The 14,765-nt window shown below is 66.4% G+C and carries 15 protein-coding genes and 1 tRNA gene; 10 read left to right on the forward strand and 6 right to left on the reverse strand.

Translation table 11 applies throughout. The features are described 5' to 3' along the window. Positions 1 to 85 precede the first annotated feature (85 nt). From IB268_RS15200 to IB268_RS15220, 5 genes are all read left to right on the forward strand, one after another. A complete protein-coding gene (locus IB268_RS15200) occupies positions 86 to 979 on the forward strand; it encodes a DMT family transporter (RefSeq protein WP_175163411.1) in 894 nt (297 codons plus the stop codon). Positions 980 to 1,006: 27 nt separating this feature from the next. Beyond that, complete coding sequence (locus tag IB268_RS15205; protein WP_054451124.1) at positions 1,007 to 1,951, forward strand: AEC family transporter; 945 nt, start codon at positions 1,007 to 1,009, stop codon at positions 1,949 to 1,951. Positions 1,952 to 1,963: 12 nt separating this feature from the next. After that, the gene (locus IB268_RS15210) at positions 1,964 to 3,244 is read left to right on the forward strand and encodes an arsenic transporter (RefSeq protein ID WP_192354494.1); all 1,281 of its coding nucleotides are present in this window, start codon (positions 1,964 to 1,966) and stop codon (positions 3,242 to 3,244) included. Between the two features lie 145 nt (positions 3,245 to 3,389). Further along, complete coding sequence (locus tag IB268_RS15215; RefSeq protein WP_119450519.1) at positions 3,390 to 4,616, forward strand: YeeE/YedE family protein; 1,227 nt, start codon at positions 3,390 to 3,392, stop codon at positions 4,614 to 4,616. 84 nt (positions 4,617 to 4,700) lie between these two features. Beyond that, positions 4,701 to 6,371, forward strand: a complete 1,671-nt coding sequence (locus IB268_RS15220; RefSeq protein WP_119450520.1) for an FMN-binding glutamate synthase family protein — start codon at positions 4,701 to 4,703, stop codon at positions 6,369 to 6,371. 18 nt (positions 6,372 to 6,389) lie between these two features. Here the strand turns inward: IB268_RS15220 and IB268_RS15225 are convergent, their stop codons facing one another. Next, positions 6,390 to 7,817 (reverse strand): phospholipase D-like domain-containing protein, encoded by a 1,428-nt coding sequence (locus IB268_RS15225; protein ID WP_125473629.1) that lies wholly within the window; start codon positions 7,815 to 7,817, stop codon positions 6,390 to 6,392. Positions 7,818 to 7,885: 68 nt separating this feature from the next. Next, the gene (locus IB268_RS15230) at positions 7,886 to 8,221 is read right to left on the reverse strand and encodes a YqjD family protein (protein WP_054451119.1); all 336 of its coding nucleotides are present in this window, start codon (positions 8,219 to 8,221) and stop codon (positions 7,886 to 7,888) included. A gap of 420 nt (positions 8,222 to 8,641) precedes the next feature. On the opposite strand from IB268_RS15230, the gene egtD reads away from it, so the two are divergent. The 3 genes from egtD to IB268_RS15245 all read left to right on the forward strand — a co-directional run bounded on the left by egtD (position 8,642) and on the right by IB268_RS15245 (position 11,173). Next, complete coding sequence (gene egtD / locus IB268_RS15235) at positions 8,642 to 9,619, forward strand: L-histidine N(alpha)-methyltransferase (protein ID WP_054451118.1); 978 nt, start codon at positions 8,642 to 8,644, stop codon at positions 9,617 to 9,619. A gap of 35 nt (positions 9,620 to 9,654) precedes the next feature. After that, the gene (gene egtB, locus IB268_RS15240; protein WP_192354495.1) at positions 9,655 to 10,971 is read left to right on the forward strand and encodes an ergothioneine biosynthesis protein EgtB; all 1,317 of its coding nucleotides are present in this window, start codon (positions 9,655 to 9,657) and stop codon (positions 10,969 to 10,971) included. A 125-nt stretch (positions 10,972 to 11,096) separates the two neighbouring features. After that, positions 11,097 to 11,173: transfer RNA gene (locus IB268_RS15245), tRNA-Met, on the forward strand. Between the two features lie 84 nt (positions 11,174 to 11,257). Here IB268_RS15245 and IB268_RS15250 read toward each other — a convergent pair. The 3 genes from IB268_RS15250 to IB268_RS15260 form a co-directional block, all read right to left on the reverse strand. Further along, entirely contained in the window at positions 11,258 to 12,166 is a 909-nt protein-coding gene (locus IB268_RS15250) for a hypothetical protein (protein ID WP_192354496.1), read from the reverse strand. 187 nt (positions 12,167 to 12,353) lie between these two features. Beyond that, positions 12,354 to 12,545: a hypothetical protein gene (locus IB268_RS15255; protein ID WP_054451115.1), complete on the reverse strand. Its 192-nt coding sequence runs from the start codon at positions 12,543 to 12,545 to the stop codon at positions 12,354 to 12,356. Positions 12,546 to 12,674: 129 nt separating this feature from the next. Beyond that, positions 12,675 to 12,923 (reverse strand): hypothetical protein, encoded by a 249-nt coding sequence (locus IB268_RS15260; protein ID WP_119450523.1) that lies wholly within the window; start codon positions 12,921 to 12,923, stop codon positions 12,675 to 12,677. 277 nt (positions 12,924 to 13,200) lie between these two features. On the opposite strand from IB268_RS15260, the gene IB268_RS15265 reads away from it, so the two are divergent. Next, on the forward strand, positions 13,201 to 13,392 hold the full coding sequence (locus tag IB268_RS15265) for a hypothetical protein (RefSeq protein WP_054451113.1): 192 nt from the start codon (positions 13,201 to 13,203) through the stop codon (positions 13,390 to 13,392). A 29-nt stretch (positions 13,393 to 13,421) separates the two neighbouring features. Here the strand turns inward: IB268_RS15265 and yddG are convergent, their stop codons facing one another. Continuing rightward, positions 13,422 to 14,330: an aromatic amino acid DMT transporter YddG gene (yddG, locus tag IB268_RS15270; protein ID WP_054451112.1), complete on the reverse strand. Its 909-nt coding sequence runs from the start codon at positions 14,328 to 14,330 to the stop codon at positions 13,422 to 13,424. Positions 14,331 to 14,486: 156 nt separating this feature from the next. On the opposite strand from yddG, the gene IB268_RS15275 reads away from it, so the two are divergent. Then, on the forward strand, positions 14,487 to 14,759 hold the full coding sequence (locus IB268_RS15275; protein WP_054451111.1) for a hypothetical protein: 273 nt from the start codon (positions 14,487 to 14,489) through the stop codon (positions 14,757 to 14,759). Positions 14,760 to 14,765 lie beyond the last annotated feature (6 nt).

The raw sequence follows: 14,765 nt of genomic DNA on the forward strand, positions 1-14,765 counted from the left end.
ATCCTAAACCTCATTTTGGCAGGGATGAACAATGGCCAAAAGGGGGTACGATCGCGGCTTGCCCATGTCGTCCATGTTCCGCCACATGCCGCCTGCCGCTCCCCCCGCCTGGTTGAAAGCCGCGCCCGCGCTCTTCCTGCTTCTCTGGTCCAGCGGTTTCGTCGTGCTCAAAGTGGGCCTGGCCTATGCCGACCCCATGACCTTCCTGGCGCTGCGCTACGCCTGCGTGGTGCTGATACTTGCGCCCTTCATGCTGTTCCTGCGCCCGCCGCTGCCGCGCGGCGCCAGCGCCTGGGGCCATCTGGCGATGGTCGGACTGCTGTTGCAGGCAGGCTACTTCTGTTTCACCTACTTGTCTCTCAAGCAAGGCATGTCGGCGGGCGGCGTGGCGCTGATCACCTCGTTGCAACCTATCCTGATCGGCCTGCTGGCGCCGGCGATCGCGCACGAGAAAGTCGACGCCCGCCGCTGGGCAGGCCTGGGCCTGGGGGTGTCAGGCGCCGCGCTGGTGATCATCGCCAAGGCTTCGATCGATGTGCTCTCGCCGCTGGGCCTGGCGTTCGCCATCAGCGCCCTGCTCTGCATCACCGGCGGCACGCTGTATGAAAAACGCTATGGCGTGCAAACGCATCCCGTCACGTCCAACATGGTGCAGTACGCGGTCGGCCTGATCGCCACCGCGCCGCTGGCGTACTGGCTGGAGCCGATGCACATCGAATGGACCGGGCCCCTGCTGGCTTCGCTGGCTTATCTGGTCGTGGGCAATTCGCTGGTGGCGATCACCTTGCTGCTGACCATGATCCGCTATGGCGAGGCCTCCCGCGTGTCGGCGCTGTTCTTCCTGGTGCCGCCCTGCACCGCCGTCATTGCGCTGATCATCCTGGGCGAAGCCATTCCCGCGCTGGCCTGGCCGGGCATGGCCCTGGCGGCGCTCGGCATCCTGCTGGTGACGCGCACGGCGCATACCGCCGCCAAGTAGAATGAGCGCCCCTCCAGGTCCCTGTCCATGAACGCTGTCGTTACCTCCGCCCTGCCGGTCTTCGCGCTGATCCTGACTGGCTGGCTCGCCGCCCGCTGGCGCATCCTGGGTTCCGGCGCCACCGACGCGCTGAACCGCTACGTCGTGTATCTGTCGCTGCCCGCGCTGCTGTTCCGCGCCATGACGCAGGTCGATCTGACGCATATGGCGCACTGGGGTTTCGTGGGCGCCTTCGCGGGCGGCATCGCCGTCACGTTCCTCGCCTCGTTTATCGGCGCGCGCCGCTCGCAGCGCGCGCTGACCGACCGCGGCATCCAGGGGCTGGCCGCGTCCTACGCCAACGCCGGCTACATGGGCATTCCGCTGTGCCTGGCGTTACTCGGCCCTGACAGCATGGCGCCGGCCACCTTCACCACCCTGCTCACCGCAAGCGTGCTGTTCGGCTTTGCCATCGCCTTGATCGAGTTCGACCGCCAACAGACGCCCAATCTGTCCTTGACCCTGCTCAAGGTCGGCCGCGCGCTGCTGCGCAACCCCCTGCTGGCGGCTCCGCTGCTGGGCCTGGCCTGGGCCTTCACCGGCCTGGCGCTGCCGGAAGGCGTGGACCGCTACGTGGCCTTGCTGGGCGCGTCCGCCAGTCCCTGCGCGCTGGTCACGATCGGCCTGTTCCTGGCGCAGACGGAAACGTCCAGTTCGGGACCCGGCGTCATGCGCCTGGTCGCCGGCAAGCTGCTGCTGCAGCCCGCCGTCACGGCGGTGCTGGCGTTCTACGTCTTCGCCATGCCGCCTGTATGGGCCTGGACCGCCGTGCTGATGAGCGCGCTGCCCATCGGCACCGGCCCCTTCATGCTGGCGCAGATGTACGGGCGCGACGCCCGCGTAACCTCGCGCGCCATCCTGGTTTCCACCGTCGCATCGGTGCTGACCGTCAGCCTGCTGGTCGCCTGGATCAGCGCGCACCCGATTTCCTGATCGTTCTTCATCATGCTGCTCGCCGTCGCCATCTTCGTACTCACCATCACGCTGGTCATCTGGCAGCCCAGGGGCCTGTCGATAGGCTGGAGCGCCGTGCTGGGCGCGGCGCTTGCCCTGGCCACGGGCGTGGTTCACCTGGCCGACATCGCGGACGTCTGGCGCATCGTCTGGAACGCCACCGCCACCTTCATCGCCATCATCGTCACCAGCCTGATCCTGGATGAGGCCGGCTTTTTCGAATGGTCGGCGCTGCACGTGGCGCGCTGGGGCGGCGGCCGCGGCCGGCTGCTTTTCGTGTTGATCGTGCTGCTGGGCGCCGCGGTTTCGGCGCTGTTCGCCAACGACGGCGCGGCGCTGATCCTTACGCCCATCGTCATGGAAATGCTGGTGGCGCTGGGCTTCGGCCCCGGCGCTTCGCTGGCCTTCGTGATGGCCGCGGGCTTCATCGCGGACACGGGCAGCATCGCATTGATCGTATCCAATCTGGTCAACATCGTGTCGGCCGACTTCTTCAATATCGGCTTCGGCGAGTACGCATCGGTGATGCTGCCGGTAAACCTGATGGCCGTGGCGTCCACGCTGGCGGTACTGCTGCTGTTCTTCCATCGCAGCATTCCGCCGCGCTACGACGTGAGCCAACTGCCCGCGCCCGCTTCCGCGATCCGCGACCTGACCACGTTCCGCGCCGGCTGGGTCGTGCTGACCCTGCTGCTGGCGGGCTTTTTCATCCTGGAACCCATGGGCATCCCGGTCAGCGCCATCGCCGCCGTCGGCGCGCTGGGCCTGCTGCTGATCGCGGGACGACAGCACATCGTCGGCACGCGCCGCATCATGCGCGAGGCGCCCTGGCACATCGTGGTGTTCTCGCTGGGCATGTACCTGGTGGTGTATGGCCTGCGCAACGCCGGGCTGACCTCGCACCTGGCGCAAGTGCTGGACCGGTGCGCCGAGTATGGCGTCTGGGGCGCGGCGATGGGTACGGGCCTGATCACCGCCTTCCTGTCGTCCATCATGAACAACCTGCCCACCGTGCTGGTGGGCGCGTTGTCGATTGCGGACACCAGCGCCACCGGCGCGGTGAAGGACGCGATGATCTACGCCAATATCATCGGCAGCGATCTGGGCCCCAAGATCACGCCGATCGGCAGCCTGGCCACGCTGCTGTGGCTGCACGTGCTGGCGCGCAAGGGCCTGCGCATCACCTGGGGCTACTACTTCAAGGTAGGCATCGTCCTGACCCTGCCGGTGCTGCTGCTGACGCTGGCCGCCTTGGCTTGGCGCCTGCAATAAGCGCCTATATAGCATTTAGTTATATAAAAGGCATTAATTGGTGGTTTGATCCAAGCGTCTACCGCTTTAGACTTTCAAACATCACACGGGTGCCTGCGCGCGCCCGTTTTTGCTTTCTTACGTATCAAGATCCCGGGACTCGCCCATGAGCACCAACGCCTCGACTCTCCCCCTGCCTACCTCGGCCCTGCCGCCCATCCAGATCAACCGCAAGCCGCTGTGGATCGCCGTGCTGCTGGTGCTGGCAGGCGCCCTGTACCTGCATGAGACCGTCAGTTGGCGCCAGGGCGCGCTGTGGGTCGTCGGCGCGCTGCTGGGCGTGACCCTGTACCACGCCTCCTTCGGCTTCACGCAGGCCTGGCGCGTGTTCGTGTCCGATCGCCGCGGCGCGGGGCTGCGCGCGCAGATGCTGATGCTGGCCGCAGGCGTGCTGCTGTTCTTCCCCTTCCTGGCAGCCGGCACGTTGTTCGGCCAACCCGTCAGCGGCTTCGTGTCGCCCCCGGGAGTCTCTGTCCTGCTGGGCGCCTTCCTGTTCGGCATCGGCATGCAGCTGGGCGGCGGTTGCGCCTCGGGCACGCTGTTCGCAGTCGGCGGCGGCAACACGCGCATGGTGGTCACGCTGCTGTTCTTCATCATCGGCTCGGTCATTGCGACCGCCAACTTCGGCTGGTGGTCGAACCTGCCGGCGCTGGCGCCGACCTCGCTGATCAAGACCTGGGGACTGGCGCCCGCGCTGGCCATCAACCTGGCCGTGTTCGCGCTGATCGCGTGGGCAGCCACGGCGTTGGAGAAGCGCCGCCACGGCCATGTGATTTCGTTCGCCTCGCGTACCGCGCGCCCGGCGTCCCTGCTGCAAGGCCCCTGGCCGCTGATCTGGGGCGGCGTGGCGCTGGTAGTGCTGAACTTCGCCACGCTGGCGCTGGCTGGCCGCCCCTGGGGCATCACCTCCGCCTTTGCGCTGTGGGGCGCCAAGACCCTGGACGCCTTCGGCGGCGACGTGGCCACCTGGGCCTACTGGGCCAAGCAGCCCTCGCTGGCCGCGCCGCTGCGCCAGGACGTCACCACCGTCATGGACATCGGCCTGATGCTGGGCGCGCTTGCCGCCGCCAGCGCCGCCGGCAAGTTCGCCCCCATCTGGAAGGTGCCGGCCCGCTCGCTGGCCGGCGCCGTCATCGGCGGCCTGCTGCTGGGCTATGGTTCGCGCCTGGCCTTCGGCTGCAATATCGGCGCCTATTTCAGCGGCATCCTGTCGGGCAGCCTGCACGCCTGGCTGTGGCTGCCGGCCGCCTTCGCCGGCAGCGCCCTGGGCGTGCGCCTGCGCCCGGCCTTCGGCCTCGCCGTCGAAAAGACCCCGGCGGCGTCCAGCTGCTGAGAAACAGTATTCCAGGACTGTCCGCCGGCACAGGGGGACAGCTCCTGGTGTATGGTTGCTCCATCCCGAAATACGGAGATGGACATGAGCTGGATTTTCGGCCGCTACACGGCTTTTTTACTGACCCTGATCGGCGCCGCAATCACCGCCGCCCTGGCCGCGACCAGCTCGCCTTGGTGGCTTTGGCTGGCCGTGCCGCTGACGCTGCTGGCCGCGCTGGGCGTCTATGACCTGGCACAGACACGCCACGCCATCCGCCGCAACTATCCGGTCCTGGGCAATCTGCGGTTCCTGTTCGAATTCATCCGGCCCGAGATCCGCCAGTACTTCCTGGAAGACGACACTCAGGCCGCGCCGTTCTCGCGCGCGCAGCGCTCCATCGTCTACCAGCGCGCCAAGCGCGAGATCGACAAGCGCCCCTTCGGCACCCAGGAAGACGTCTACGGCGATCGCTACGAATGGATCAACCATTCGATGTCGCCGTCGCAAATCCCCGACATCGACTTCCGCGTCACGGTGGGCGGCCCCGAATGCAAGCAGCCCTACTCCATGTCCGCGTTCAACGTGTCGGCCATGAGCTTCGGCGCCTTGTCGGCCAACGCCGTCCTGGCCCTGAACGAAGGTGCGCGCCAGGGCAACTTCGCGCACGACACCGGCGAAGGCGGCATCAGCCGTTATCACCGCCAGCCGGGCGGCGGCCTGGTCTGGAACATCGGCTCTGGCTACTTCGGCTGCCGCGACGAACACGGCGCTTTCTCCGAAGAGGCCTTCGTCAAGAATGCCTGTACGCCGCAGGTCAAGATGATCGAGATCAAGCTGTCGCAAGGCGCCAAACCGGGCCATGGCGGCATCCTGCCCGCGGGCAAGGTGACGCCGGAGATCGCCGAAGCGCGCGGCGTCGTGGCCTGGCAGGACTGTAATTCGCCGGCCACCCATTCCGCCTTCGATTCGCCCATCGGCCTGATGAAGTTCGTGGCGCGCCTGCGCGAACTGTCCGGCGGCAAGCCGGTGGGCTTCAAGTTCTGCGTGGGCCACCCTTGGGAGTGGTTCGCCATCGTCAAGGCCATGCTGGAAACCGGCATCACGCCGGATTTCATCGTGGTGGACGGGGCCGAGGGCGGCACCGGCGCCGCGCCCGTGGAGTTCGTCGACCACGTCGGCACGCCGCTGCGCGAGGCTCTGCGCCTGGTCCACAACACGCTGATCGGCGTGAACCTGCGCGACCGCATCAAGCTGGGCGCGTCCGGCAAGATCATCACCGCTTTCGACATGGCCCGCGTCATGGCCATGGGCGCGGACTGGTGCAACGCCGCGCGCGGCTTCATGTTCGCCATCGGCTGCATCCAGGCCCAGGCCTGCCACACCGGCAAATGCCCCACCGGCGTCACGACCCAAGACCCGCTGCGCCAGCGCGCGCTGGTGGTGCCGGACAAGGCGCAGCGCGTGGCGAACTTCCACCGCAACACGCTGCATGCACTGGCGGAACTGCTTGCCGCGGCCGGCCTGACCCACCCCGGCCAGCTGCGCCCGCACCATATCGCGCGCCGCATCTCCTCCAGCGAAATCCGGCTGCTGTCGGCCCTGTTCCCGGAACTCGCGCCCGGCGAACTGCTGCGCGGAGAATTCCGCCACCAGGTGTTCCGCGCGGGCTGGGCCATGGCCCAGGCCAGTTCGTTCCAGCCTACCCACGACATCACAACCGCATTGGCGCAAGAACATGCCGCCCATGCCACGCCGGCCGCCGCACAGGTCTGATCCGGCTGGCGCCGGGCGCTACAGCCAGCGCTCGAACATGCGCGAGAAGAACTCCATCGAACGGTCACCCACGCCCCTGGCCTGCCAGGCCTCGGGCGTGATCCGCACCGACTCGGCGAGATCGCGCTGGAACAGCGCCTCCATTTCGGCCGCGAATTCAGGCCCCAGCACTACGGCATTGATTTCGTAGTTCAGCGCAAAGCTGCGCCAATCCAGGTTGCTGGACCCCACCGTGGACCACACGCCGTCCACCACCGCAGTCTTGGCATGCAAGAGCGCATCGCGCCGCTCGTAGATTTTCACGCCGGCCCGCAGCAGGTCCGTATAGTGCGAACGTCCCGCATGGAACACCAGCGACGAGTCGCTGAAGCCAGGCAACACCAGCGCCACGTCGACGCCGCGCCGGGCCGCGTCCGTCAGGACTTCGATGAAGGCGGGATCCGGCACGAAGTACGCCATGGTGATATGGATGTATTCCTGCGCGCTTTCAAACGCCGACATCAGCGTCAGGTAGACGGTGTAGCCATCGCTGCGGTCCGGCTGATTGGCCAGTATCCGCACCGTCGTTGCACCCACGGGCGGCGCCACCTGTGAATCGCCCCCCTTGATCGGCTCCTTGGACTGGGATTCCCAACCCGCGCGGATGACCTGCTCCAGCTGGGCCACTGCGGGCCCTTCGATGCGCAGATGCGTGTCGCGCCAGGGCGCCGCCTTGGCATCTGTGGCTGCCGGTGAATCGGCTTTGCCGGCGCCCTTTCCCGACCCCGACCCCGAGCCCGAACCCGAACCTGATCCAGATCCTGGCGAGGACTCGTAGACGCTGCTCACGTTGATGCCGCCCAGATAGCCGACCTTGCCGTCCACGACCAGCACCTTGCGATGGTTGCGTTGGTTCGGCGACCAGCCCGCACGGCCGCTCGCCGGGTTTACCGGATTGAAGATCGCGACTTGTACGCCCGCATCGCGCAGGCGCTGGAACAAGGCATCGGGCGTCTTGATCGTGCCGACCGCGTCGACCATCAAGGACACTTCGGCGCCGCGGTTGCGCGCCGCAATCAGGGCTTCGGCAAAGCGCGAACCCTCGGCATCGTCATCGAAGATATAGGTTTCCATGTGCACGTACCGGCGGGCCTGCGCGATGGACTGCAGCATGGCGCGGTAGGTGCTGGGGCCGTCCGCCAGCAGCCGGACACGGTTGCCGGCCACCAATGGCGCGCCGCTGACTGCCTGCTCGACAGCAAGGTGACGCGCGAGAAAATCGCTCTTGGGAGTCCGCGGATCGGCGGCGATGCCCTGCCCGCGGCGATAGCTGTCTGACGCCGCGTCGGCCGACAGACTGGCCTGCGATGCGCGCGCGCGGCGCTCCTGCGAGTCAGGAACGCTGGCGCAGGCCGCAAGCAAGACCGCGCACACCAGCGGCAACAGGAGCCGGCGTGCGCGGGCCATCCACGGCCACCAATCCCGCCTCAATCCCGACCGGCGCGCAGCCCCGGGCGGCTTCATGGCGTCAGGCCTTAGCGGCGGCCGCCCGAGGCCAGAAGGCAGCCTAGCAAGGCGCCCACCAGCGCCGCTACGCCCACCGACTTCCAGGCATGTTCATGCACGTACTCGTCAGCATAGGCGGTTGCGCGGCGCGCGCGTTCCCGCGCCGCGCCCTCCCAATCGCCGGCGGACTCGCGCGCGTCGGCCAATTGGCGCTTCAGGCGAGCTCGCGCCGACTCGATCTCGGAGCCCGTATACGACGCCGTCGACCGCAGCAGGTCTTCCGTACCCGCCAGCAATTCGTGGAAGCTGTCGCTCACCCGTTCACGGTGCAGGGCCATTTCGGCGCGTTGATGCTTTCGGTTCATGGTCGCTCCTTGTAATTGTCGGGCCTCGCGGAGTCGGGCCGCCTGATGCGATGCAACACGCCGCATTCACGTGCCTGTGCAACGCAAGATGCCATTGTGACCGCCATCGCCCGACCCCGCCCGAGCTTTGGCAACCAGCCGTAAACCGATATTTCAACGCAAGCAAAAGTATCGCGTGTATCCGCTGCGACGCCCGGTGGCCGGTCTCCTCGCAAGCCTCTTCCAAATTCGTAAAAGTCCATTGCATTCAGCGGCTTGGCGCTTGACACCGGCCCCGCCCTGACGGCCACAATAGACTTTTGCAATGCGCCAGAACCGCCTGGTCTGAGCCTCCCAACGCCGCGCCTCCCGACCGCCAGCCGCCCCATCCGAGGCGCCCCGGCGACGGGCCGTCCCGACGACAGAAAAGGAACAGGACGCATGGTTTCGCCTTCCGCACTGTTTGCCCCCGCCGCGCCGAAATTCATCGCGCAAGAGTCGCAGCCTCCCAGCGCCGAGCAGCTTGAACTGCACGAAGGCTTGGTGGCGCGCCACGCGCACATCGATCCCAAGTTCCTCTATGACGCGCTGGGTTCGGCGCTCTTCACCGCCATCACGCAGCTCCCTGAGTACTACCCGACGCGCTGCGAGTCCGAGATCTTCCAGCGCCACGGCGCCGATATTGCGCGCCACGTCGGACCGGTGCTCTCGATGATCGACCTGGGCGCGGGCGATTGCGTCAAGGCTGAACGCCTGTTCCCCAGCCTGCGTCCGCGTCATTACGTGCCCATCGACATCTCGGCCGACTACCTGCAAGCGGCAGTGCGCCGCCTGCAGCTGTCCTACCCCGACCTGCAAATCACCGCCATCGGCCAGGACTTCACGCACGCGTTGGCTCTGCCGGCCAGCATTCCCGCCGAACAGCGGCTGTTCTTCTATCCCGGCTCCAGCATCGGCAACCTCAGCCCCGCGGACGCGCACGCCATGCTTCGGCGAATCCGCGGACAGTGCGCGGGCGGCGGCTTGCTGGTGGGCGTGGACCGCGTCAAGCCCAAACAAGTGCTGGAGCCCGCCTACGACGATGCGCTGCACCTGACCGCGGCCTTCAACCTGAACCTGCTGCGGCACGTGAACAGCGTGCTGGACGCCGATTTCGACGTGGACGATTGGCGCCATGTGGCGCTGTTCAACAGCGCCGACTCGCGCATCGAAATGCATCTGGAAGCGTTGCGCGCAGTGCGCGTAGCCTGGCCAGGCGGCGCGCGCGCGTTCGGCGCCGGCGAACGCATCCACACTGAAAACTCCTACAAGTTCACTCCCCAAGCCTTCGCCGACCTGCTGCAAAGCGCCGGCTACCGCGACGTCGCGCACTGGTCGGATTCCCGCGGCTGGTTCTCGATTTTCAGCGCCCGCGCATAACGCGGACCTGCCCTCAACGCCACTGGAGGATCGCCATGGAACCTGCGTGCCTGCTGACTCACCCTGCCACCGGACCTTACGCTGCCGGCCAGGCGGGCCAGCACGACCGCTACGACGCGGTGCGCTCGACCAGCACGGCCCTGGCCGCCCCGCTGAGTCCCGAGGATTGCCAGGTGCAATCCATGCCGGACTGCAGCCCGGTCAAATGGCATCTGGCCCACACCACCTGGTTCTTCGAGACCTTTCTGCTGACGCGCTTTCACCCGTCCTATGCGGTCTTCCATCCGCAGTACCGCATGCTGTTCAACTCCTACTACAACGCCGTCGGCGCCAAGCATCCGCGTCCGCGCCGCGGCCTGCTGTCGCGTCCCGCGCTGACGGAAGTGCAGCACTACCGCCGGCATGTGGACGGCGCGATGCATGAACTGATCTCGCGGCTGGGCGGCAACGATCCTGCCTTCGACGCCTTGTTGGAACTGGGCCTGAATCATGAGCAGCAGCACCAGGAGCTGATCCTGACCGACCTGAAGCACATGCTGTCGGCCAACCCGCTCAAACCGGCCTACGTCGCACCCGGCCCGCCTGCACTGCCGCCCTCCACACCCGCCGGCTGGACGCGCTATGCCGGCGGCATCACCCGCATCGGCCATGACGGCAATGGCTTCGGATTCGACAACGAAGGTCCGGCCCATGACGTGCTGCTGGCCCCGTTTCACCTGGCCGACCGGTTGGTGACCCAGCATGAGTACCTGGCCTTCATCCGGGACGGCGGCTACAAGCGGCCCGAACTCTGGCTGTCGCTGGGCTGGGACATGGTCTGCGCTGAAGGCTGGCGCGCGCCGCTCTACTGGGAAGGACAGCGCGACGATTGGCGCATCTTCACGCTGCGCGGCATGCAGGAACTCGAACTGCAGGCGCCGGTCACGCACGTCAGCTATTTCGAGGCCGATGCCTACGCCCGCTGGGCGCGCGTGCGGCTGCCGCGCGAAGCCGAATGGGAACATGCCGCCCGCCAGCTGCCCGAAGGCGCGCTGGCCGGGCGCGCCAACATGCTGGAGAACGGCCACCTGGACACGCGCCCGGCCCCTGCGCGCAACGGCACGGGCGGCCCCGTGCAACTATTCGGCGACGCCTGGGAATGGACCTCCAGCGCCTACGACGCGTACCCCGGCTTCAAACCCGACAGCGGCGCGGTGGGCGAATACAACGGCAAGTTCATGTGCAACCAGTACGTCCTGCGAGGCGGCTCCTGCGCCACGCCCAGGGACCACATCCGCCCCAGCTACCGCAATTTTTTCCCGCCCGAGGCCCGCTGGCAGTTCTCGGGCATCCGGCTGGCGCGAGACGCCTGAAGCGTTTCTTTGAAATTCGATCGCTGATCGCTTGCACGCATCAAAAATTTCGTGCTAGAATTTCGTTCTTCGTTGATCACTGATTGCGGCACAGATGTGACGCAAATCCAGGGATTAATCGAAATGGCGCATTAGCTCAGCCGGTTAGAGCGACGGAATCATAATCCGCAGGTCCCCTGTTCGAATCAGGGATGCGCCACCAAGATTCAAAGCCCGGAACCACTTTGGTGGCTCCGGGCTTTTTCGTTGTGGCGCCCGATCTCGGCGCATTCGAAGCCCCCTATCTTCAGGGCAACCGCACCGCGTCGCGCCGCCTCCCGCCCCAGGTCGCCGCCAGACTGGCCACGAAGGCGCCGATCAGCATCGAGGCGAAGCCCCACAGCGCGAATGCTGCCGCGACCTTGCGGGCCTGGTCTGCGGCCTCCTTGGCCTTTTGCCGGGCGTCGTCGGCAGCCTGTTTCATGTTCTGCACGGCCTGCTCGACGCGGCGCTGCGCCGCCGCCGGCTCCATGCCGGTCTGCGCAGCCACGACCTTCACGACATAGTCGCGGTCCTCGCCCGTCATCGAGCCGCGCGCCGCGCTCATCGCCATGATGCGGCCCACCTCTACTCTCGCGCCGTTGCGGTCGGCGCTGGCGTCGGGCCGTTCGGAGCGCAGCAAGGCGTCTGAAAAATAGCCCTGCATCTGCGACACTCCCTCGCTCCCGCCCGCGGCAGCGGCGGCCGTCGCAGCGGTGCCGGCGCCGGCCGCAACGGCTGCGCCCGCCTTGGCGACGCCCGAAGCCAAGGCCGCGATGGAAGCGCCCAGCAGCACGGCGCTGACGACCGCGCTCAACGCCCACACCAGAAAGCCGTGCGCTGTGTCGCGGAAGTAAACCTCGTCAGAGTGCACGTCGACCCATTTGGTGCGCAGCCGCCCCGCGACGTAGCCGCCGATGCCATAGGCAACGATCTGCGTGGCCAGCATCCACACGATGAGGCCGATGCCTATTGCAGGCGCAGTCGCGCCCTCGCCGCTCCAGGGTGAAACAGAAAGAAAGCCCAGCCCGGTGCCGCCTGCGAACAATGCCAGGGAAAGGGCTGCGGCGATGACCGCCCCGGCGATCACCGCGGCCCAGGATACGGCGGAGATGGCGGACTCCCTCGGCGGCACGCCGCCGGGATAGGGCTGGCTCAATGAAGTTGCGTTTTCCATGGATCTGTTCCTTGTTCACGGTTCATCGCGGCTGCTCGAATACGTGCCGCCGCGGCGGAAAACCTCTCGGTTCAATGCCAAAAAAGCGCCAGCAGAATGATGATGGGAATGGGCACGCCCAACAGCCACAGCAAGATGGAACGCATAAAGCCTCCTTGGATGATGTCCTGCGCGTTGCGCGCAGCGCTCAGGCCAGGTCGATCGTGCCGGGCGCGCGCGGATTCGGCGGCGGCTGCACGGGATCGATGACGTCGGGATCTCTGCGCGGCCGCGTCGGATCCAGCGGCGGGTCGTCCGGCGGCGGATTGTTGGGAAAGGCGGGATCGTCGGGTTCGGGCGGGTCGCCCCCGCCGGGTTCGCGATGCATGGACTGGGACATGGCTTGCTCCTGAAAGCGGCGCCAGGCGCGCCGCCCAGTCCCATCAGCAAACCGCATTCCCGGCCCGTTGCGCGTGAATGCAAAAAAGCCCTCTGTGCGAGGGCTTTCAGGCGTGCGCAGCCGGCGGGGTCAGGATTTGCTCTTGCCTTCCCTGGCCGGTTCGGCGGCTTTCTGCCCGCCGCTGCCCAGGAACTCAACGACGGCGGCCTTGCCCGCGGCGGAGGCTTCGTCCTGGCTGGCATAACGCCTGGGCGAATAATTGGTGCTGCGCACATTGCCGGATTCGGGATCAAACAAGGTGATGATCCAGGCGAATTCTCCCGGCATCAATTGCCTGACTTGCAACGTGGCGCGCGTGCCTGGGCGCAGTTGCGGCATGGGGCGGCCTTTAACGTGACTCGACGCCGCCATCGTAGCGCAAGACGCGCCGGCGCAAGACGCGCCGGCGCAAACCCGGCGCTGGCGACACGGCCATGAATGCTGCGACCGCACATGAATTCATGCTGCACACCCCGCAGCAAAAACACCACAAACCGCGCATTGCGTCAGGAAAACCCTAGGGCCGGTTGCGCCAATACAGGCGCACAATCAATACAAACATCTAGACCGCTCAGCGGCAGCCGCATCCCTTTAATCAGGCGAGGACGGAGACAACATGACTTATGTAGCAGTGGTTATCAGCTGTTTGATGGTTGTGGGTATCGTCGCGTTGGTGATTCAAACGGTTCAAAGCGCAGGGTCCGAACCCTGGCTGAGAATCTCGGCGGCGATTACCAGTTCCTTGTTTGCTTCACTCTTGTTGATTCCGCTCGGATACGCGGTCGCGCAGACCGTGCTGATCGAATAATTCCATCATTGCAACGCATGCGCCTGGGGCTACGCGCCCCGGGCGGCTTTGCCGCGCGTTGCGGCCCAGCACAGCAGCGACCCGGCGGTCACCATGGCCACGCCCTGCCAGAACGACGCGGTCAGGCGGGTCGACAGCCACACGGCGGCAAAGAACGTTGAAAAGACCGGGGTGAAGTAGGAAGCCGTGGCCAGCAAGGTCAGGTTGCCTTTGAGTATCCCTACATTCCACAGCGCATAGCCCGCTGCCATGGCGCCGCCGGTCACCAGCAGCTCCAGCGTGGCGGGCCACGTGAAGGCCAACGCAGGCTCGGCGCCCGACAGGTACTTGATCCACAGGGCAAGCGCGGTCAGCATGAAGAACAAGGCAACGCCGTTCTTGCCATCGGCGAATCGCGTCGTGACGTTGCAATAGACGGCCCAGATCACGGCGCCGCTGAAGGCCAGCCCATAACTGAGGGGATTGCTGGATACGTTGGCGAGGGTGCGCTCCCAGGATAGCCCGCCGGATCCGCCCAGGACCCAGACGATGCCGGCAAGCGACAGCAGTATGCCGGGCACCACCCACGCATTGGCGCGCTGGCCATTGATGAGCATGGCCAGAATCACGGTAAAGCAGGGCCAGAGATAGTTGACGATACCCAGCTCGATCGCCTGCCCCCGATTGGCGGCGAATCCCAGGGAGAGCGAGAGGCAGATCTCGTAGGCAACGAACAGCAGGCTGCCGACGATGAGATAGGAACGCGGAAAGGTCCGCAGCTTCGGAAAGCCCAGCAGCAGCACCAGGAACGCCGAACCCGCCGTGTAAATAAGCGCGGCGCCGCCGACCGGCCCAAAGCTTTCGCTGACGCTGCGGATCAGGCCGACCACGGTGCCCCATAGCAGCACCGCCAGCAAGCCCAGTGAAGTCGCCGTGTTCCGGCTCAGGGAGAGTTGCATTACCGATTCCGATTGCCCGCCTTGGGGCGTCAAGCCGGGCAGTTTAGCGAAAAGCCGCACGTCCCGCGGCGGCGCTCCGCCTTGCAATGAAGCCAGCCCCCCCCCCCGTATTCAGAATGCCCGCCGGAACAATGCAGAAAAAGGAGCAAGCGCCGCATGACCATATCCACACGCAGATTGAGCGACGTGCTGGCCAGCACGGAATCGGGCCGGCTCTACCGGATTGAGGTGTTCTTGCGGGCGGAAATGCCGGGAACAGCCGCGGCCCGGCCTAGCGCGGCCCGGCCTGACGCGGCCCGGCCTGACGCGGCCCGCTACATACACCGCACCACCGAGGGGGAGCTGGTGTTGCCGCTGGATCGGAACCGGTACAGGCTGAAATCGGGCGAAGTCCTGACCGCCCTGGCGCCGCCGCTCTCCGAGTCCTGAGGCGCG

The organism is Achromobacter sp. ACM01 (assembly GCF_014851745.1).
GTDB classification, from domain to species: domain Bacteria; phylum Pseudomonadota; class Gammaproteobacteria; order Burkholderiales; family Burkholderiaceae_B; genus Achromobacter; species Achromobacter aegrifaciens.